21 protein-coding genes and 1 other RNA gene are annotated in these 21,120 nt (G+C 35.9%); 3 read left to right on the top strand and 19 right to left on the bottom strand.

Annotation, left to right across the window (positions count from 1 at the left end; all coding sequences use genetic code 11):
* Positions 1 to 244: 244 nt before the first annotated feature.
* Entirely contained in the window at positions 245 to 445 is a 201-nt protein-coding gene (locus IEV74_RS03305; protein ID WP_099158313.1) for a cold-shock protein, read from the top strand.
* A gap of 103 nt (positions 446 to 548) precedes the next feature.
* Here IEV74_RS03305 and IEV74_RS03300 read toward each other — a convergent pair whose 3' ends face one another.
* The 10 genes from IEV74_RS03300 to IEV74_RS03255 form a co-directional block, all read right to left on the bottom strand.
* The gene (locus tag IEV74_RS03300; protein WP_188453903.1) at positions 549 to 1,070 is read right to left on the bottom strand and encodes an isoprenylcysteine carboxyl methyltransferase family protein; all 522 of its coding nucleotides are present in this window, start codon (positions 1,068 to 1,070) and stop codon (positions 549 to 551) included.
* The gene (locus IEV74_RS03295) at positions 1,067 to 2,158 is read right to left on the bottom strand and encodes a type III polyketide synthase (RefSeq protein ID WP_188453902.1); all 1,092 of its coding nucleotides are present in this window, start codon (positions 2,156 to 2,158) and stop codon (positions 1,067 to 1,069) included. Before IEV74_RS03295 ends, IEV74_RS03300 begins: the two co-directional genes overlap by 4 nt.
* Before the next feature lie 106 nt (positions 2,159 to 2,264).
* Positions 2,265 to 3,764, bottom strand: coding sequence for a carboxypeptidase M32 (locus IEV74_RS03290; RefSeq protein WP_188453901.1), 1,500 nt, complete (start codon positions 3,762 to 3,764; stop codon positions 2,265 to 2,267).
* Positions 3,765 to 3,778: 14 nt separating this feature from the next.
* Positions 3,779 to 4,906, bottom strand: coding sequence for a THUMP domain-containing class I SAM-dependent RNA methyltransferase (locus IEV74_RS03285; RefSeq protein WP_188453900.1), 1,128 nt, complete (start codon positions 4,904 to 4,906; stop codon positions 3,779 to 3,781).
* Positions 4,907 to 5,158: 252 nt separating this feature from the next.
* Positions 5,159 to 5,534, bottom strand: an RNA gene (gene rnpB, locus IEV74_RS03280) — RNase P RNA component class B.
* Between the two features lie 65 nt (positions 5,535 to 5,599).
* Entirely contained in the window at positions 5,600 to 5,905 is a 306-nt protein-coding gene (gpsB, locus tag IEV74_RS03275; protein WP_188453899.1) for a cell division regulator GpsB, read from the bottom strand.
* Positions 5,906 to 6,096: 191 nt separating this feature from the next.
* Positions 6,097 to 6,504 carry a cytidine deaminase gene (locus IEV74_RS03270; RefSeq protein ID WP_188453898.1) on the bottom strand — a complete coding sequence of 136 codons (408 nt, stop codon included), beginning with the start codon at positions 6,502 to 6,504 and terminating at the stop codon, positions 6,097 to 6,099.
* A gap of 75 nt (positions 6,505 to 6,579) precedes the next feature.
* Entirely contained in the window at positions 6,580 to 6,927 is a 348-nt protein-coding gene (locus IEV74_RS03265; RefSeq protein WP_188453897.1) for a DUF1798 family protein, read from the bottom strand.
* Positions 6,928 to 6,981: 54 nt separating this feature from the next.
* Complete coding sequence (locus IEV74_RS03260; protein WP_188453896.1) at positions 6,982 to 7,197, bottom strand: hypothetical protein; 216 nt, start codon at positions 7,195 to 7,197, stop codon at positions 6,982 to 6,984.
* 289 nt (positions 7,198 to 7,486) lie between these two features.
* Positions 7,487 to 8,461: a DUF2515 family protein gene (locus IEV74_RS03255; protein WP_188453895.1), complete on the bottom strand. Its 975-nt coding sequence runs from the start codon at positions 8,459 to 8,461 to the stop codon at positions 7,487 to 7,489.
* A gap of 125 nt (positions 8,462 to 8,586) precedes the next feature.
* On the opposite strand from IEV74_RS03255, the gene recU reads away from it, so the two are divergent.
* Both recU and IEV74_RS03245 read left to right on the top strand, forming a co-directional pair.
* Complete coding sequence (recU, locus tag IEV74_RS03250; protein WP_188453894.1) at positions 8,587 to 9,177, top strand: Holliday junction resolvase RecU; 591 nt, start codon at positions 8,587 to 8,589, stop codon at positions 9,175 to 9,177.
* Between the two features lie 17 nt (positions 9,178 to 9,194).
* On the top strand, positions 9,195 to 11,936 hold the full coding sequence (locus tag IEV74_RS03245) for a PBP1A family penicillin-binding protein (protein ID WP_188453893.1): 2,742 nt from the start codon (positions 9,195 to 9,197) through the stop codon (positions 11,934 to 11,936).
* A 153-nt stretch (positions 11,937 to 12,089) separates the two neighbouring features.
* Here IEV74_RS03245 and nth read toward each other — a convergent pair whose 3' ends face one another.
* The 9 genes from nth to panC all read right to left on the bottom strand — a co-directional run bounded on the left by nth (position 12,090) and on the right by panC (position 21,120).
* Positions 12,090 to 12,743 carry an endonuclease III gene (gene nth, locus IEV74_RS03240; protein WP_188453892.1) on the bottom strand — a complete coding sequence of 218 codons (654 nt, stop codon included), beginning with the start codon at positions 12,741 to 12,743 and terminating at the stop codon, positions 12,090 to 12,092.
* 2 nt (positions 12,744 to 12,745) lie between these two features.
* On the bottom strand, positions 12,746 to 13,423 hold the full coding sequence (locus tag IEV74_RS03235; protein WP_188453891.1) for a DnaD domain-containing protein: 678 nt from the start codon (positions 13,421 to 13,423) through the stop codon (positions 12,746 to 12,748).
* A 97-nt stretch (positions 13,424 to 13,520) separates the two neighbouring features.
* Complete coding sequence (asnS, locus tag IEV74_RS03230; protein ID WP_188453890.1) at positions 13,521 to 14,813, bottom strand: asparagine--tRNA ligase; 1,293 nt, start codon at positions 14,811 to 14,813, stop codon at positions 13,521 to 13,523.
* 18 nt (positions 14,814 to 14,831) lie between these two features.
* A complete protein-coding gene (locus IEV74_RS03225; protein ID WP_188453889.1) occupies positions 14,832 to 16,016 on the bottom strand; it encodes a pyridoxal phosphate-dependent aminotransferase in 1,185 nt (394 codons plus the stop codon).
* A gap of 14 nt (positions 16,017 to 16,030) precedes the next feature.
* Entirely contained in the window at positions 16,031 to 16,492 is a 462-nt protein-coding gene (locus tag IEV74_RS03220; protein ID WP_188453888.1) for a cell wall elongation regulator TseB-like domain-containing protein, read from the bottom strand.
* 34 nt (positions 16,493 to 16,526) lie between these two features.
* Entirely contained in the window at positions 16,527 to 16,694 is a 168-nt protein-coding gene (locus IEV74_RS03215) for a YpmA family protein (protein WP_188453887.1), read from the bottom strand.
* Positions 16,695 to 16,933: 239 nt separating this feature from the next.
* Positions 16,934 to 19,735, bottom strand: a complete 2,802-nt coding sequence (dinG, locus tag IEV74_RS03210) for an ATP-dependent DNA helicase DinG (protein WP_229683042.1) — start codon at positions 19,733 to 19,735, stop codon at positions 16,934 to 16,936.
* Positions 19,736 to 19,851: 116 nt separating this feature from the next.
* Positions 19,852 to 20,235: an aspartate 1-decarboxylase gene (gene panD / locus IEV74_RS03205; protein ID WP_188453886.1), complete on the bottom strand. Its 384-nt coding sequence runs from the start codon at positions 20,233 to 20,235 to the stop codon at positions 19,852 to 19,854.
* A gap of 12 nt (positions 20,236 to 20,247) precedes the next feature.
* Complete coding sequence (gene panC, locus IEV74_RS03200) at positions 20,248 to 21,120, bottom strand: pantoate--beta-alanine ligase (RefSeq protein ID WP_188453885.1); 873 nt, start codon at positions 21,118 to 21,120, stop codon at positions 20,248 to 20,250.

Genomic DNA, 21,120 nt, shown 5'->3' with positions numbered 1-21,120 from the left:
AATTACTTTTTATCGCCAATTTCTTGACTGTTAATAGGAAATAAGCTATATTGGACACAAGCAAAGAAGATGTATGGAATCATTAAAGTCAGGCAGCTTCTATAGAAGAGATGCAGGTGAGTGATCCTACGCTTCTATAAAAGTTGCCTTTTTGATGTTTTATTATTCTGCTTTGTATATCACCACGTTCTAAAGCTAATTTAAAATGTGCTTTTGCGTGAAAGTTTCTAGGAGGATTGTTCACATGGAAAATGGAGTAGTAAAATGGTTTAACGCTGAAAAGGGCTATGGTTTCATCCAAGTAGAAGGCGGAAATGATGTATTTGTACATTATTCTGCAATTCAAGAAGAAGGTTTTAAGTCATTAGAAGAAGGTCAAGAGGTTTCCTTTGAAATTGTTGAAGGCGAACGTGGACCACAAGCTGCTAATGTAACGAAATTATAATCAAAACATTATATAAAAAGCGGTGATCATAAATGAGATTGCCGCTTTTTTTGTGCCCGCACCTTATTGAACAAGAACGAGGACGGCAATTGCCATCCTCGTTTTACACCTTTGGTAAAGTTGCTTTAGTTAAAGCTTTTTCCTCACGTGGCACGCGAATTCTCAACAATCCAAGGTGAAGCAATGGAAACAGAACCGCAGTAATGTAGGCGCCATAGATCAATGGGATCACAAACAATTCAACTAGTACTATTAAATAATTCGGATGTTTAATATATTTGTACGGTCCTTTTTTTATAATGGAAACTCCCGGAAGTACAATGATTTTGGTGTTCCAGAATTTCCCTAATGTTTGAATACACCAAACCCTTCCTAGTTGCGCTGCCAAAAATATACTAAATAGAAAGTAATTTAATTGCCGATCACTATCAGTTTGTGTTTGTACTTCAAACACTATAGAAAGGAAAAACATGATATGCAGGATAACAAACCATTTATAATGCTTTTCCCCCTTTTCAATACCGCCTCTATCTTTCATCCATTGTTCGTTCCTTTTTGCAATTATAAGTTCCACAAGACGCTGACAAATAATAACGCCAAGCAGAATCCACATCCATGTTGTCATCGGTTCCACTCCAATAATAATAATTCTGAACTAAAGCCTGGACCCAGTGCAGATACAATACTAAGTTCTTTCTCCTCTACTGTTTCTTTCATCCATTCTTTTAATACATAAATAACAGTTGCAGAGGACATATTTCCATGGTTCTCCAGCACCTCATAGGATTTAGCTAATTTCTTTTGACTAGATAATTGTAAAACATCCTTCATCGCCTCTAAAACCTTTTGTCCTCCCGGGTGTGCAATAAAGGAATGGATACCAACTTCATTTACATAAATTTCATGAAAGAAGGATTGAATATGATCCCTCCATAAAGTATGTACCAATGCTGGAATGCTTTTAGAAAAGATTACTTCTAATCCATTGTTTGTTACGTCCCATCCCATAATTGAAAGACTGTCCTTTTTTGTAAATGAACTTGTCTTCATTATTTTTGGCAATACCTTTTTACGATAAGTGCAATATGGTGAGTCTTGGCCACAAATTAAAACTGCCGCAACTCCATCACCAAATAACGCAGTTCCAACTACATTACTTTTTTTATTATCACTTTTTTGGAACGTTAGCCCGCATAATTCACAGCAAACAACCAGTGCCGTTTTATCAGGATTTGAAGATATCCAGTCAAATGCGCGGGATAAGCCTATTGCTCCTCCAGCGCAACCCAGACCCCATAATGGCATTCGGCTAACATTTTCCCTGAAGGACCGCTCATTTAGTATATAAGCATCAATTGATGGTGTTGCAATACCAGTTGATGAAATGTAAATAATCATATCAACCGCTTCATATGGAATATCTTCTTTTAAAAATTCCCCATTAGTTAAACATTCGTCAATTGCTTTTAATGAATATTCACATGCATATTTCTGATATAAATTATTTTTCTCTTCAAAAGTATGACTTTCTTTAAACCATTGTTTATCAACAACAAATTGACGTTTGTTTACTTTGGCATGATCAAAGACGGGCATTAATCTGGTTAATTCTTTTTTGGTATATGTAAATATGTCACTTACCAATAATTTAATTTCTTGTTGCGTTATTTCGTATGGAGGGATACCTGCACCCGCAGAGCAAATATATGTCATATAATCTCCTTATGAACCATGTGTTTTTTTTCATAGTTTGCATTTATTACAAAATATTATGCGAAAAAAAACAGGGGTTTTAGGCAAAGCCTCCCCTGTTTTTAGATTATAAGTTATATATATCTGTATATTTTTTAGATAAATATGACACTAGGTAATCGGGATTCAATTGTTCATTTGTTACATCCTTTATTATTTCCAATGGTTTTTTCATTTTGCCATATTGGTGGATATTCGCTGTTAACCACTGGCGGATTTGATCAAAATTCCCTGTGGCGATACATTCATTTAAATTCAATTCGTTTTCCATTGTATGCTGGAATTGGGCTGCATACATGTATCCAAGTGCGTAGGAAGGGAAATAACCGAAATCGCCACCTGCCCAATGGATATCCTGCAATACCCCTTCTCGATCTGAAGGCGGTTCAATTCCTAAATAATCAACCATTTTTTCATTCCATAAATGCGGTAAATCAGAAACATGAATATCTCCGTTAATTAATGCCTTTTCCAGCTCATATCGGACCATTATATGAAGTGGATAGGTCAATTCGTCTGCCTCTATTCTGATAAATGATGCCTTAACTTCATTTACTGCCTGATAAAAGTTATCAAGCGATACATGCCCGAAATGGTTGGGGGCATAAGACTTAAACAAATCATAATGCGACTCCCAAAAGGATTTGTTTCGTCCGATAAAATTTTCCCAAAATAATGATTGTGATTCATGAATGCCCATTGAGGTTCCGGTTGCTAAAGGTGTAGACCTAAGCTTTTGGCTAATATTTTGTTCATAAAGTGCATGGCCACCCTCATGAATAGTACCAAAAACGGCCATACGGAAATCTTCTTCATCATACCGTGTTGTAACACGTACATCATTCATATTTATTCCAATGGCAAATGGATGTATCGTTTCATCTAGTCTTCCAGATGCAAAATCATAACCCATTCGTTTTAAAATTTCTACACTAAACGCTTCCTGATTCTTTTTAGGAAAATGCCCTGATAAAATGGCAGGGTCCGGTTTCGTTTTGCTTTGATTGATTTTCTCCACAAGGGTTGTTAAAGAATTTCTTAACTCGGGAAAAACCTTGTCTAACATTTTTGTTGTTACACCTGGTTCATATTCATGCAACAATGCATCATAAATATTTTCATCATAACCCCAATAATTTGCAAATTTTTTGTTATATTCAACCAAATCCTCTAAATATGGCTGGAATAAGGAAAAATCAGCTTTCTCCCTAGCCTCCTGCCAAATGGACTCGGATTTTGATTGCAGCATGACATACTCTTTATATTCTTCGGCAGGAATTTTTCGGTTTCGTTCATACGTCTCTTCACATTCCTCAACAGTCTTTTTCATTACTTCATCATCAACTGAATCTTTTAGCATGTCAATAAAGTGTTTCATTCTCTCGGATGTTTCGAGCTGATGAAGTTTTTCTGATAAAAAACCAACAACCCAAGAGCGTTGTTCAACACCTTTTTTCGGAATTTTTGTCCGCATATCCCATACTGTCAGCATAATTGCTTCACGGTATGCATTTTGTTCTTTTAACAAATTGTGAAAATCTTTTTCTAGCAACGCCGTGTTTCCCATTGTTCTTGTCCTCCCTATTTCTTGCCAAAATACTGATAATAATTTGTTTGGATGAACCCATTAAACAGTTTTCTTTTCTTGGTCGCTATTTGTCCGTATTGTTTTTCAAATTCTGTAAACGCAGTTAATATATATACACTCCATGATGGATGTGCTTTCATAATAGCTCCAAGTTCTTTATACATGCCAGCGACAGATTTTTTATCACCGATTCGTTGACCATACGGTGGATTTCCAATGATATAACCATTTTCCTTTCGAATAAACAAGTCCTTTACCTGCATTTGTTTCCACTCGATTAAATCACCTAACCCCGCTTCATTTGCATTATCTTTGGAAATTTTTATCATATTATGATCAATGTCTGAACCAATAATAGAAAGTTTTTGATCATATTTTGCCTGATCCTCCGCTTCTTCAAACGCCAGGTCCCAATATTTCCCTTTAACCATAGCCCATTCTTCCGAAGCAAATTCTCTGTTAAATCCAGGTGCAATATTCTGACCTATTAAGGCAGCTTCAATCGGAATCGTTCCAGAACCGCAGAAAGGATCAATCAACAAGTGATCAGGTTTCCAATTGGTAAGCTTTATTAATGCGGCAGCCATAGTTTCTTTTAATGGTGCTTCACCCTGACCTACTCGATATCCGCGTTTATGCAATCCACTTCCGGAAGTATCCAATGTTAATGTGGCAATATCTTTATGTATGGCTACCTCAACCTTATAAATTGCTCCGGTTTCCGCCATTTTTGTGGCTAGCCCATATTTCAATTTTAGTCGTTCAGCTATTGCTTTTTTTACGATTGCCTGACAGTCAGGAACACTATATAATGCCGATTTCACGGATTTCCCGGATACCGGAAACTGACCATCCTCCGTTACGAAGTTTTCCCATGGTAACGCTTTAGTATTTTCGAAAAGTTCGTCAAATGTCACTGCCTTAAACTCACCAACCAGCAGTTTAACCCTATCAGCGGTCCTGAGCCATAAATTGCACCGTGGAATAGCTGCTAGTGGTGCTTCAAATAATACCTTGCCATTATTAACTTCTACCTCATATCCTAGGTCCCGTACCTCATTTGCAACTACCGATTCTAATCCCATCGCAGCTGTCGCTATTAGTTTAACATGTTGTGCCATTTAGATTTTCACTCGTTTCCATTACTAAAATTAGTTTTAGTTTATCATTGTAATTTGAAAATTAAAAAGGATAAAGCAAATTATTTCTAAAAGATTATTGTTTCTTACACATTAAGCATAAATTATGTTGATTTCGAATGATAAAAATACCCTTTTACCCCAAACATTTAAGAAAATTACAATAATAAAACCTTTCTAATAGCAGTTCTATCAGAAAGGTTTGTTCATTATAATTATATTGACCAATGAATGCTCGATAAGCCATGTTCTGTACCATTGTACTCAAGTGGTGGTCAGCCTCGTACGTTTGGTCGTAATCATCTATCTACAAGTGTGACTTGTCCCTTTTTCGGTTCATTTCCCTAATCAAGGATGCCCCTACCATTATTTGGGTTGCTCACTCGCGGGGTTTACCTCGTTCCACTCTGAATGTTTCCAACCAGACTTCGTCACTGTGGCACCTTCAAGGATAGTTTTCCCTATCATGATGACTTAGGAATTTCTCCTGCCGTTAGCCATTAAAGGCTACCTTGACTTATGAATTCGTCAAGCACGAACACTACAAACATCGCAGTTTGTGTGAGCATGGACTTTCCTCTGCATAGGTATGCAGCGATTACATGAGCATTCACTTTCCACCTAAACTAGTATACCATATTTAGACTGTTTATTCATTAGTAAAAAAGAAAACGATTAAGAATCAGCGTCAGCATACTTTTTGCCAAATACAGCCTTCTCAAGATTAGATAATCGCTTCAAAATATCATAATTAACTTGATGATTAGGAGTTGCCGATCTTGTTCTGGTTTGGTCTGAATGTTTTTTCAGTCGTTCATTTTCTTGTCTCAACCGTTCGATTTCCTGCCCAAAAGCTTCATAGTCCTGTATAATTGTATCTAAGAATTCATCTACTTCTTCCTGATTATAACCACGCATCGCTGTTTTAAAATTTTTCTCTAAGATATCTTTTCCGCTCAATTGAATTTGATTAAATGCCATTGTAATTATCACCTCATAATTATTCACAATTCACCTATATTTTTTCAAACAAACAAGCCTATGTCAATTTTAATTATATTTTTAAGATATTAATTTATGTCTGCTAACTAGTATACCATAAATAAAAGAAACTTTGACTTATTGCACACGAATTGGCTACAAAGTCAAAGTTTCCGGTACAAAGTGCTTATTTATTTTGTCGTGTTCGTTAAATCTTCAGGCTGAAAAGAAAAAGGTAACAATTCCTCCATACTCACTGTTTTTACATCATTATTTAAATTTGTTAAATGTATGGTCATGGAACTATTAAAAAACTCACTCATTACTTGTCTGCATGACCCGCATGGTGGTACAGGTCTTTCTGTATCGGCGGCAACAGCCATTTCAATAAATTCTGTTTCGCCATCTGCAATCGCTTTAAATATGGCAACTCGCTCCGCACAACATGTTACTGGAAACGCGGCATTTTCAATATTACAGCCACTATATAATTTCCCGGATCTTGTCAGCAGTGCAGCTCCGACAGGAAATTTTGAATATGGTACATATGCCTTTGATCTCATTTTAATAGCTTGCTCAATTAATTTCTCTTGTTCCATCTTGCATTCCCCTTTCACTTTAGGTGGAAGGTAATTATACGAGACAACACTATAAATGTAAAGCGTTTGCATCATTTATAGTTCATGCAGTAATTGGTCAAATATGAAATGAACGGAATGGTTTAATTCCATATACCGTTTTCGTTTTACATCTATATAAAAGCTATGCATCAATATAAGTTCCATATTTTCCCTGGTAGATGTCACTTGATGCGGATGTACAGTAACCTTTCGTTCTTTTACAGTTTTTAACGCAGCTGCTTCCCAATTCTCTAGAAGTTTATATATTGGTGCTGTATATTCTTTTACAAATAAAAAAAACGCCTTATCCCGTTTATCTTCAGGAGGTTGATTGTTTACATACCTATCTTTCAACAAATTAAGCTCCTGTTTTAGCTGCTCTGTCTGTTCCTTCAATTTCATCGTAAAAACCGCCTTTAATATGTTCTACCTATAACTGTACCACGGTATACGAAATTATTGCACGGTTTTTAATTTGCTGCTTATTAATTGTACCCTTTTTATCGAGTGTTGTTGTTCATAAAAGGTATCGGCTATTTTATTCTCTACCTTCATTTGCAGTTTTTGGTCAATCCATCTAAGTTGATCTGAAATGCGTTGTAAGGATTCAGCGAACTCTTTCTTTTCTACACCGTACTGGGAATATTCAAGTTTATGCGCATGTATGGCCATTAGATTCACCCTCATTTTTATATTATTTATTAACTAATTCGCTAAATTGGGCGGCTATCCTTCCGGTTCGACAAAACTAGAATAAATCGTGCAAAACTAGTGTAATTACTCATTTATTTATTAAAATTAGACAAACTAAAGGAAAAGGAGGCTTACATGATGAAAAAAGCTAAAAAGCAAAAACCTGATGAAAAACAAAACAAAGAAAAGGCTGGTTATGGAAATAAAAAGTTAGATGGACCGGACAGACCATCGACATAAAGATTAAGCAAAGAAGGAATTGTAATGTCTACAAATCCTTCTTTGCTGTTAAGCTATTTTTTAGATGATAATAGGAAAATAACATGCTCCTCTTTTTATAAAATGATATGACAGCATCCCTATCCGTATTGTTGTTATAAGAGACCTCTTTAAACCATTTTGACTTGATGCCCCCCCATTTATACCAATCATTTCGAACAATATCTTGATGGGTTACGACTGGATACATCAATCGTAATATTGTACTCTTTGGAAATGACAAGTCTAAAAATTTCTCATAATCCCATCTTGAACCCGTATGCTCAATCGTTAACAAAAAGTCCAAAACATTTTGATAGATGCGAGGATTAAAGATAATTGCAGACACTCGTTTACCTAGCGTAATACGATTTGTTAGGTTAGTAAAATCGTGAACAAATGCCCCATAGACTGTTTGATTTTTGGTTGGTAAAACAATCGCATTCATCAATAATAAATCCTGTAAGAGGTATGGAAGCTTGAAAAATACCTGATACTTAAAATAGGGTTGCTTGATTACTGGTGACTGAATTACATTTTGTTCATTTATAATAAGGGCGACCAGCAATCGTTGTTTATCATGGTTATGCCAAAATTTGTACCACTCGTTAATGATAAAACTGGAAACGTGAAAGTTTTTTAACAAAAAGAATAATGGAGTGTTAACTTTTTTTGAAAGCTTATATACTAATAGTTGCGGATAAGCATCTGAAAAAATTAGCCAGTTTGCTCGTTCATACGTCATGAAGAAGCGGTTGCGGACGTCATGATGCAAAAGTTTTTTGTATGGCTTAAGGGATAAATCAGTCATATTCCATCCGGCATTCCTTGATACCAGACTTGCAACTAAAGTCCATTGTATTTCTGGGTTTTCCATATAAAAGTTTTGATATGCTTTTGTACGGGTAATATTATCTACATTGTGCGATTTTGTCTTCATTATTATATAATGAATATAGTCTTGTTTGCTTATATTTTGGTGCATTGACATACCTGCTTTCTTCTCGTGTTCTTTTTAACTATCCTCACAAATTGTTTGTTTTATACGCTTTATGTTATCAAGAAACAGTTTTTCTGATATCATACTGTAATATGCGGGAGGGAAAATGAATGAATTATCCTAACGGGAGAAAGAAATCAATCCCACTTCATGGATCAGATAATCAAACGAAAAGCAGTTTTAGCAATCGCGGCATGACATTGGAAGATGATATAAATGCAACCAATACGTATTATTTAGAAATGAACAAGGCAATTATTCATAAAAAGCCTACACCGGTACAGATTGTAAAGGTGAACTATCCCAGGAGAAGTGCTGCAGTTATAACGGAGGGGTACTTTAAACAAGCATCGACAACTGATTATAATGGCTTATACCGAGAAAGATATATTGATTTTGAAGCAAAAGAAACAAAAAATAAAACACTGTTCCCTTTGGCAAATATTCATGAACATCAAATTAAACATATGCAGTCTATCGTGAATCATGGGGGAATCTGCTTTTTAATCATTCGATTTGCTGTTTACAATGAGACATATTATTTTCCGGCGGAGAAACTTTTTTCTTATTGGAACGACAAATTAGATGGCGGAAAAAAATCGATACCTTATGAAAAAATAAAACTTGACGGGTATCTTATACCATTCCAATACCAAGCACGTGTTGATTATCTAGCAATAATTGATAAGTTTTATTTTTAGAGACGGAGGAATGAGCTATGGCGGATAACAGCCAATCTCGTACAGCAAGAAGAAAACAAAAGAAATCCAAAAAGAAACCATTATGGAAGCGAATTATGCTTATAACAGGAATCGTCATTTTAGCATTAGTAATTGGCGTTGGTGCCTTATTCACTTATTATGTTGCTACAGCACCAGAAATTGACGCTTCAAAGCTATCTGATCCGTTTTCATCGAAAATATATGATAAAGACGGCGAACTGATTGCTGACTTAGGAGAAAAACAACGAACAAAAATAGGTTACGATGATTTACCACAGGTTCTAATTGATGCAGTCATTGCGACTGAAGACTCAAGATTTTTTGAGCACCCTGGTATCGATATTTGGCGAATTGGCGGTGCTATTATTTCAAATCTTAAAAATGGCTTTGGGTCGGAGGGTGCCAGTACAATTACACAACAGGTAGTTGAAAAATCTTTTCTTTCACACGAAAAGAAACTTAAACTTAAAGTACAGGAGCAATGGTTGGCACTTCAACTGGAGCAGGATTATTCAAAAGAAGAAATTTTGGAAATGTATTTAAACAAGGTTTATTACGGTGCTGGTGCTTATGGTGTGGCTAAAGCTGCTCAAATTTATTTTGGGAAAACAGATTTAAGTGAATTAACATTGCCTGAAGCAGCTATTTTAGCTGGATTGCCCCAGCGTCCATCAGGATATAATCCATTTAATCACCCTGATTTGACAAAAAAACGGATGAACACGGTATTGCATCTAATGGTTATGCATGGGAAAATAACTGAAAAACAAGCAAATGAAGCAAAAAAGGTTGATATCCCATCATTATTAACAGATGAAAAACCGGATACTTCTTCATATGAAGCATTTATACAAAGAGTAAAAAAAGAAGTTGAGAAAAAAGTTGACGGCGCAGATATTTATACAGATGGATTGAAGGTTTATACGACATTAGATACAGATATCCAAGAACATGTAGAATTTTTATTATCAGACAGTGAAGATAATCCAATTCCATATCCGGAATCTACAAAGGATTCTGAAGGTAATGAAGTTAAGCTTCAAGCAGGTATGGTCGTATTGGATACGAATAATGGTGCAATCCGAGCAATCGGCGGAGCGCGTGGCGGATTAGAAAAAGGTGGCTGGAATTATGCAATTGATGGAAATGGACGACAGCCTGGTTCCGCTATTAAGCCTATCCTTGACTATGGTCCAGTTATTGAAAATAAACAATGGTCTACTTATCATCAACTTAACGATGATAAGCCATATGATTTAGGTAACGGTAATACAGTTGACAACTGGCATAATAAGCACCCTGGCTGGGTATCAATGCGAATGGCTTTGTCTGATTCATTAAATGTGCCAGCACTTAAAACATTTAAGGAAGTTGGTAAGAAAGACGCAAAAGAATTTGCGGAAGGATTAGGAATAAATGTTAAAGACGAGCTGCAAACAACTGATGCCATTGGCGGTGCGGGATTAAATGTAACACCGATGGAAATGGCTGGTGCCTACCGTGCTTTTGGAAATGAAGGCATATACAATGATCCTTATGCTGTTACTAAAGTTGTTTTTCCTGATGACAGAGAGGTTGATTTGAAGCCGAAACCAGAAGCGGCAATGTCTGATTCTACAGCATACATGATTACCGACATGCTGAAAACAGTAATTACCGAGGGAACAGGTTATAGGGCTAATATACCGGGGCTTGCGGTTGCTGGTAAGACAGGTACTACAAACTTAGAAGATGGGTCAGGCAGCCCTGATTCATGGTTTAGTGGCTATACAACGAATTATACGATTACAGCTTGGACCGGATATGGGGGACAGCAATTACCTATTCCAACTGAATATAAAGTAACACCACAGTTACTGTTTAAAAATACAATGACGGAGATATCAAAAAATATCGAAACAGCTGATTTTAAAAAACCAAACTCTGTAGTTGAAGTTGCTGTTGAAAAGGGATCTAACCCAGCCAAATTACCGAGTGACTATACGCCAGAATCAAAGATTATCACAGAGCTTTTTGTAAAAGGAACAGAACCTACAAAAACAAGTGAAAAATTCGACAAGCTTGATCCTGTAAGTAAATTAAAAGCAAAATACGATAAAGAAAATAATTCCGTTAATGTTGAATGGGATTATGATGAAGATGCGGATGTTTCATTTGAGGTTAGTGCAAGTGTAAACGGTGGCCAAATGCAAAACCTTTCTTCGACGGAGGATACATCTATCGAAATTTCAAATGTTGAACCTGGTGCCGAATATACCATTCAAGTCGTTGCAGTTAGCAACAAAGATGATGCTAATGCTAGTGAGGCAAAATCGACAAAGGTAAAAGTTCCCGGTGATAAAGAAAAAGACGAGGATGAGAATGAAGAAAACAAAGGAAATATAAACCCAGTAACTGGCTTATCCGCTACCTACGAAGGCGGTAATACAATAGACGTATCTTGGCAATATAATGGACCGCCAGCAACTTTTGAGGTAATCGTTTCACCTGAAGGGGGCGCACCTCAAAAACAAACGGTTGACTCAAATGGCATAAAAATTGACAATGCACAGCCTGGTCAAACGTATATGATCTCCGTTACACCAATTGGCAAAAATGGTGCAAACAGAGGTGTTCGCGGGGAACCACAAGGCACTTCGCTTACCATTCCGAACGGTGAAGAAGCGAATGGTGATGATCAAGAAAATAATGAAGATGATCATCCAGGCGAGGGACCGGGACACCAAGGAAGAGAATAATTTAAAAAGAGGCAAACTCAATGAGTTTGCCTCTTTTTATTTAATTGTACTAATTCAACATAAAATACATGTCGCATTTTACTGAAACTAAGGAGGGGTTAAAAACTGGATAATTTGTAAATAAGAGCACCGGATAATCCGCGGCTTTTATTATTACATCTTTCTTTTTTTCATCCGTTTCTGCCCTTCTCTGCAAAGTTCTAACAATGGACATTCAGGACAATTGGGGTTTTTGGCTTTGCAATGATAACGGCCAAAAAATATCATCCGATGGTGTGTGACGCTCCATTCTTCAATAGGCACCTTTTTCATTAAGGTTTGCTCAACCTCGAGAACAGAATCCTTCCAACGGCAAATTGCCAAACGTTTTGCAACACGTTCAACATGCGTATCTACAGCAATCGCTGGTTCTTCAAATGCTACTGATGCAACAACATTTGCAGTTTTCCTGCCAACTCCGGCCAATTTAACCAGTTCTTCCTTCGTTTCGGGTACTTCTCCGCCATATTCATCCAGCAGCATTTGACAAAGCTTGCGAATATTTTTAGCCTTATTACGGTAAAGGCCAATCGATCTGATATCCTGTTGTAACTCTTCTAACGTTACAGCAAGGTAATCTTCAGGGGTTTTATATTTTTGAAAAAGCTCTCTTGTAACCTTGTTGACAAGAACGTCTGTACATTGCGCAGACAACAGAACAGCGATTACCAATTCAAATGGATTGGAATGTGTTAATTCGCACTTCGCATTAGGAAACATATCCCCAAAAATGTCTAAACAGTGCCTGACTTGCATTTTGTTTAACATACCTATTCTCCCTCTAGCCAATTATAATAAAATGATGTATCCCTCTTTTTCGCGGGATTCGATTGGTTGTTTGTTTGTTTATTATGAAATGCTTTTGACACTTCCCTGGCTTGCTCTACAGAACGAATCCCTTTCTTTTTCCATTCCCTTAGAATTCGGTCGATATATTTAAAGTTAAGTTTTCCCATCAAAACGGATTCTCGAAGTGCTGCTTTTATTAATGATGGAGCCAGTTTATCTTCATCCAGCCATACGTTGACTGTTTCTATTTCAAATGGTGATAATGGCCGTCCAAATTCTTGCTCAAACAGAATAAAAATTGTACCGTCCTCCTGCTTTTTTTCAGGCTTGTCCAGTGAAAAAATCATCTCCCATAGTGGGTCTAACGAATAAATTTCACTTAATTGATGTTGTCCATTTTCTATTTGTTCAATCGATAGAAATCCCTTTTGAATAAGTTTTCGTAATAGATTGGAGCATTCTTTTTCATCTATTGTTAAATAGGAAGAAAGCTCATTAGGAGTTGGAAATTCATTTGAATTCAGTATAAAACGATGTATTTGCAATACCAGCATGACATCCTTCTCATCAAGACCGTATGATTTGTAGGAAGTCAGCAATTTTGCCGGGATTTGTATCTGATTCGATAATAATTGCTGAAATGAAATTCCTTTTGTCATTTTTATGCACCTCATTAATAGTATAGCATGTAAAATACGTGACGAATAAAAAATCCCTCGCTATTAAACAAGGGATCATAAGAATAAAATTTTTAAATTAAGGATATAGTCTGTTTAATAATCGCGGAAATGGAATCGTTTCACGTACATGCTCCACACCAGAAAGCCATGCTACTGTTCTTTCCAAACCAAGCCCAAAGCCGGAATGTGGAACACTGCCATATTGACGAAGCTCTAAATACCATTTATATGCTTCACCGGTAAGATTGTGTTCCTCATACCGTTCTTTCATCAATTCCAGATCGTCAATGCGTTGTGATCCCCCAATTATCTCGCCGTACCCTTCCGGCGCAATCAAATCAGCACATAAAACAACATCATTACGATTTGGATCAGGTTTCATATAAAATGCTTTTATATCTTTTGGGTAATTTGTGATAAACACCGGCTTATCAAAGCTCTCTGCAATCGCAGTTTCGTGCGGAGCTCCAAAATCCTCACCCCATTCTATATCGGTAAAACCTTTTTCCTTCAGAAGCACAATAGCGTCATCATAAGAGATTCTTGGAAATGGTGCTTTAATTGCTTCAAGTTTTGTTGTATCCCGTTCCAGTATGTCTAATTCAAGTTTACAATTCTCTAAAACGGCTTGTACAATAAAACTCACATATTGTTCTTGAATCTCCAAGCTTTCTTCATGGTCAACAAATGCCATTTCCGGTTCAATCATCCAAAATTCAATAAGATGTCTTCTCGTTTTTGATTTTTCAGCACGGAATGTCGGTCCAAATGAAAATACCTTTCCGAATGCCATTGCAGCTGCTTCCATATATAACTGACCACTTTGTGATAAATATGCTTCCTCATCAAAGTATTTTGTATGAAACAATTCTGTCGTACCCTCTGCAGACGATCCTGTCAAAATTGGCGGGTCTATTTTAACATAGCCATCATCATTGAAAAATTGATACGTTGCACGGATGATTTCATTACGAATTTTCATCACTGCATGCTGCCGTTTAGATCGAAGCCAAAGATGACGGTGATCCATTAAAAATTCTGTTCCATGCTCTTTCGGAGTTATTGGAAAATCAACAGCTTCATGAATCAGATCAATTGATTGCACTTGCATTTCATAACCAAACGGTGAGCGTTTATCTTCAACAATCGTTCCTGTTATGTAAACTGATGTTTCTTGCGTCATGTTTTTAGCAAGCTGAAAGTCTTCCTCACTAACCTCACTTTTGACAACTACGCCTTGAATAAATCCAGTTCCATCGCGCAATTGCAAAAAAGCTATTTTTCCACTGGAGCGTTTGTTGGCAAGCCATGCTCCAATTGTTACTGTTTGTCCTTCATAGTTTGATACCTGAGATATTGTTGTCTTCAAAAATATTCCCTCCAAAATCTAAGATTGGTGATTTATTACAAATTGTTTCATTCGATTAGCTGCTTCGACTAATAAATCAATTGATGTTGCATATGATAATCGTGCATTGTCATCGGCACCAAAGCCCGATCCAGGTACCAATGCAACTTTTTCTTCTTCAAGCAACGCTGCCACCCAGTCGTCAACATGATTAAACCCGTTTAGTTTAGCTGCTTCTTTAACGTTTGGAAATAGATAAAAAGCGCCTTTTGGTTTATTGCAAGTAATTCCAGGTATATCAATTAAAAGGCTATATAATTTATCCAAACGTTCCTTAAAAGCCAATTTCATTTCCGTAATTGGATCTTCGTCTGACGTATATGCTTTAAGTGCGGCGTATTGTGCAATCGATGTTGGATTAGAAGTTGAGTGTGAAGCAAGATTTGTCATAGCTTTAATAATGGTCTCATTTCCTGCCGCATAGCCAATTCGCCAGCCCGTCATAGAATACGATTTAGATACCCCATTTATCACAACTGTTTGTTCTTTTAGATCTGGTGATAGTTGTGCAATTGAAACATGTTCATCATTGGTATAAATTAATTTCTCATAGATTTCATCAGAAACTATTGTGATATTATGTTTCAAACATATTTCTCCAAGCTTCTTAAGTTCATCCTTGTTATACATCATTCCTGTTGGATTACTTGGTGAATTAATGATAATGGCCATCGTTTTGTCTGTAATAGCTTCTTCCAGCTGCTTTGGAGTAATTTTAAAGTCATTATCCTCCTCTGCTGCTATAATAACTGGCTTACCTCCTGCTAATTTGATCTGCTCAGGATAGCTTACCCAATATGGTGCAGGAACTATTACTTCATCTCCAGGATTTACTAATGCTTGAAACAACGTATATAATGCATGTTTTGCACCTGTTGTAACAATTATTTCATTCGTATTGTAAGTTAAATAATTGTCATTCTGAAATTTTTGGATAATTGCTTTTTTCAGTTCCACTATTCCACCTGATGGCGTATACTTTGTGAACCCATTTCTCATTGATTTTTCAGCAGCTTCTATAATATATTCCGGTGTATTGAAATCAGGCTCACCTGCACCAAGCCCAATGACATTAAAACCATTCTGTTTCAATTCTTTTGCCTTCGCAGTAATAGCCAGTGTTGATGATGGTGTTAAGTCCTTTACTCTATTCGCCAATTCCACAGTTATCACCTTTCCTAATTAAACATACTTTTTAAACGAAATTGTTCATATCGTGTTCCATCATAAATGGATAAATAATCAAATATATACCGTCCAGAACTATCCTTGTATGTTAATTCCCATAAAGGTTTATCCTTTACCATAGCTGGAATAATTTCAACTAATTCACAATTATTGCATTGCTGTTTCCATTGTTCCATGATATTTTTTTTACTAATCATTTTCGATGCATCAATAATTGTTAACTTTTCAGACTCTTTATCAATTGGAACAAAAACAAATTTATCTTCACCCTTTTTTGTACTGCCCCGCACAACGTGATATTCTGTTTTCCCCTGAAAACGCGATATGCTATCGACTTCCTGCAATTCGGTTTCATGCAATACTTTATTCTTCGTATAGCTGAAACCAGTAGTTTTGCTTGTTTGTATATCATGATACAAAAAACCGCCATAAATAAAACAAGATACTAGCACAAGACACAAAACTAAAAAAGTCCATTTCAACCATTTAGGTACGATAGATCGTGAATACTGCTTGTTTATCATCGTTTTCATCTAATGCCAGTCCAAACATTAGATCGTCCTTTTTTAGTGTTCGATTTAAGCAATCGACAATTTTGTATAGATCTGATGCGTATTGGATTTTTATAGTTGATAATGTCTCGATTTTATTCAATTAATTTCCCTCCATAAAAAGCTTCTTGTTTTATCAAATTTTGTTACACATAGGAAAGATACCTTAGTAAAAACTAATTGTATCGTTGAAGATAAATATTATGTAGCATATATACAGTATAACAAGCTTTTGTTTGTTTGTATTTATCTTAACAAATTTTTTTCCAACCCATACCATATTTACTGATGCATCTTGTGTGCATCAGTATTTTTTTCACAAGAAAAGATGGCAAAATTAACTTAAAACCATTCTTCAGCCTTGTCCATTAATACATGGGTTGAATTAAACGTTGTAGGGACATTTGGAATTGAATCAGTAAAATATTTTCCGTACCTGGTTTTGACAATTCTAGCGTCACATACAAAAACAATTCCACGATCGTTGGCAGAACGAATAAGTCGGCCAAATCCTTGTTTAAATCTAATAACAGCATTTGGCAAAGATAGTTCCATAAATGCATTTTTTCCTTTTTCTTTCAAACGGCTGGATTTAGCCTCATACACTGGATGATTTGGTGGCTGAAAAGGTAAACGGGCGATTACAAGGCATGATAAGTCTTCGCCGGGAATATCAACACCTTCCCAAAAAGAACTTGTACCTAATAAAATCGACTGATCAAAATTCACAAAATTCTTTTTAAGTCTTGACCTGCTTCCACTTGATATCCCTTGGGCAATTAATACAAACTTGGTTGAGTCTATTGCTTCTTTCAGTATGGAATGTGCACGTTTTAACATGTCGTATGATGTAAAAAGTACAAGCATTCTTCCATTCGTAATTTCAGCAAGTGACATTATTGCCTCACAGGTCGAATAAATAAACGAATCTAAATCACCATGTTTAATATCCGGAAAATCATCCGGAATTAATAATTGAACCTGGTCAAGATAAGAAAAAGGCGAATTAATCTTTTTTGTAAACGTGTTTTCGGAATGCAATCCAAGTCGGTTTTGAATAAAAGTAAACGAGTTTTTCATAGTCAAAGTTGCACTGGTCAAAATAACACTTTGTTTCTTATTAAAAAAGTCATTTGTCAAAAATGATGCTATTTCGATAGGTTCGCTGTACAAGTGTACAGCATTTTTAGCACCGTACGCTTCAATCTCAATCCATTTTACATCATTATTTTTTTCAGATATAAATAACTTTTCAATCGTATCACTAAACAATTTCACGCTATGAATTGTTGCCTGAACTTCATCAATATCGTTTTTGTCAAACAAATCTTGTTTTGTTAAATGATCTTTTAATTGTGTTAGCATATGAAGTAGATCCCGAAGATAATATGTTAATCTTGCCGCCATTTCTGTAATAATACGCCAATTTCCAGGGGGTTCTTTTTCATTTTCAAATCGGTATTGAATACGGCCAATATCACTAAACGACTTTTTGAATTTCTGTTGATCAACTACATATTGAAATATCATTCGGAACAAGTCATCAATTTCATGTTTAGTTAACCCAAAAATCTCGTCCCATTTATCCATTAGGGTTTCCTCTTTATTTATTGCGTATTTCACCAATAATTTCCCAAGCCAATTTCCATCTGCAGCTAATCCAATTTGATTCAGTATGTAATTTATACTTGCATAATCAAGCTTTAATCCATAATGTTTAGAAGCGATTTCTTCAAAGTGATGTGCCTCATCAATTATAATTTTTTCATAAGGCGGCAGAAATTGGTATCCGTTAAACATATCTGTACATAACAATGCATGATTCGTAATAACAATGTCCGCTTGCTGTGCTCTTTTCCGTGCTTTCTGATAAAAAGACCTGGAAAACCAAGGAGATGTTGGATCTGTATATTCCTCCGAATCAGTTGAAATTCGTTTGAAAAATAAATAGCCGCTCGAGGGCAATTGAATTTCATCAATGTCCCCTGTTTCAGTTTCTGTTAACCATACTATAATCATCGCTTTAGTTAAAGCAATATCATAGTTGTCAGCCTCCCAAGAGCTTAACTCCCGCTCAAATTTCTCTAAACTAATATAATGTTGTTTTCCTTTTAATAAAGCTATTTTAAATGAAAAAGGAACCAATTCCTGTATTAATGGTATTTCTTCATCTAATAACTGCGTCTGTAATTGAGTTGTATATGTGCTGATGATAATACGTTTACCGGAATTTACTGCCTCATAAACAGCCGGGATTAAATATGCTAACGATTTACCGGTTCCAGTTTCTGCCTCAATTAATGCATGAGACTTTGCCTGAAATGCATCAAATATATCCTCAGACATTTCACGTTGGCCATTTCTTTTTTCATAGCTTTTCATAAACTGTTCCATCGTACCATTTGCTTCATAAATGGAATCTAAATATTCCCCGAACGACGATTCAACATTTTGTTTATGACCTTTACTTTCTTCCGTCTGTTTATATGCTAACCCCTTATAGGAAGTAATATTTGTTTGTTCCTCTACCGAAAAAGCTAATTTCTCTTGCCGTTCATAAAGTAATTGATAAAGATCTGATTTTAAAGCTTTCTCCAGTTTTAAAAGTTGATCAATTGATTCATATGGAAGCTTCTCAAGCTTTTTAATTAACATTATAAATAATTGTGCAGTTACATATGCATCAGACAATGCACGATGTGGATCATCATGATTAATTCCGATATACTCCGCTAATTGACCGAGTTTAAAACTTGGTGCCTGCGGATACAAAATACGTGCAAGTTCTACTGTATCGATGACAGGATTCGTTAACTTTTTTTCATTAATTGCAGCTAGCTCTTCGTTTAAAAAGCCAAGGTCAAATGGTACATTATGTGCAATTAAATAACTGTTTTCAAACATAGAAACTATTGTATTCGCTTCTTCCTCAAAAGTCGGTGCATGCGAAACATCTTCATTCTTAATTCCCGTTAAATTAGAAATAAAAGGCGGAATCGTTTTATTTGGATTTAAGAAAGTTGAATATTCTTTGCTAATTGTATTATTCTCAATAACAACTATTCCAACTTCGATTATTTTATCACTTTTTAAAGGAGAATGCCCCGTTGTTTCAAGGTCTATTACAACGTACCTACTATTCACAATACCACCTGCCTTCATGCCATAAAGGAAAACTCTTATCAAAATTGATAAGAGTTGTGCATCCTATTAAATCACCTAAAATTGCCTTTCTTACGGACCACCCTCCATCCCTTTGCCTATATTACGGTTAACGGTGGCTCTTGTTCAATAAGCTGCTGAATTTCGTTTTTTTCATTCATAATTGCAACTTTTGGTTTAAAAGTTGCTAACTCTTCTTCAGAAACCACTGCATAGGTAACAATAATAACTGTATCTCCTGGTTGAACAAGACGTGCAGCTGCTCCATTTAGACAAACGACTCCGGAGCCACTTTCGCCTGGTATAACATATGTTTCTAATCGTGCACCATTATTGTTATTTACAATTTGCACCTTTTCATGTGGTAATATACCGACTTGTTCAATGATGTTCTGATCTATCGTAACACTTCCGACATAATTAAGATTTGCTTCTGTGACCCGTGCACGATGAATTTTTGCACTCATCATGGTACGAAACATAAAAATTTCCCCCTACTTTATCTGTTTAACGAGGCTTCCATCCGCATTTAATATTAGATTGTCAATTAGTCGTGCACGCTCAAAGAAAACGGCAGTTGCTAAAATAACCTGTTGATCTATAAATGAGACGTTTTTAAGTTCTGGATAGCTCAATAATTCAACATAATCTACCGAACCACTTGTTTCATTCTCGATAATCTTTTTAACCTCTTTTTCAATAATAGCAGGATTTTTTTCTCCGTCAACTACAAAACGTTGCCCATGTTTCAATGCTTTGTGCAGCCATATTGCTTCTTTCCGTTCTGCCTTGCTCAAATTAACATTTCTGCTGCTTTTTGCTAATCCGTCCGCTTCCCTTATAGTAGGTAATGCAACTAATTCAATAGGAAAATTCAAATCCTGTACTAACGCATCAACGACAGCAACCTGCTGGGCATCTTTCATACCAAAATATGTTTTATTTGGTTTAATGATATTAAATAATTTTGATAAAACAGTTAATATCCCTTCAAAATGGCCCGGACGAGAACGCCCGCATAAAACATTTACACGTTCATTAATTGACATATCAATCATCATTTTTTTAGGGTACATATCACGTACACCTGGCATAAATAAAATATCTGCCCCAACCTCTTTTGCACGTTCCGCATCCATCTTTTCATTTCGCGGATAGTTATCATAATCCTCATTCGGTCCGAATTGTAATGGGTTTACAAATATACTTGTAACAACTAAGTCGTTTTCCTTCTTTGCTTCTTTCATTAACGAAAGGTGTCCTTCATGAAAAAAACCCATAGTCGGTACAAATCCTATCGTTTTATTGTCTTGTAATATTGATAACGATCTAGTTTGCATTTCATTAACTGTTCGTATTATTTCCAT

The organism is Virgibacillus oceani, assembly GCF_014638995.1.
GTDB lineage: Bacteria > Bacillota > Bacilli > Bacillales > Amphibacillaceae > Virgibacillus_E > Virgibacillus_E oceani.
Note: the sequence above shows the minus strand (reverse complement) of the source record. Positions and strands in the feature narration are given on the sequence as shown.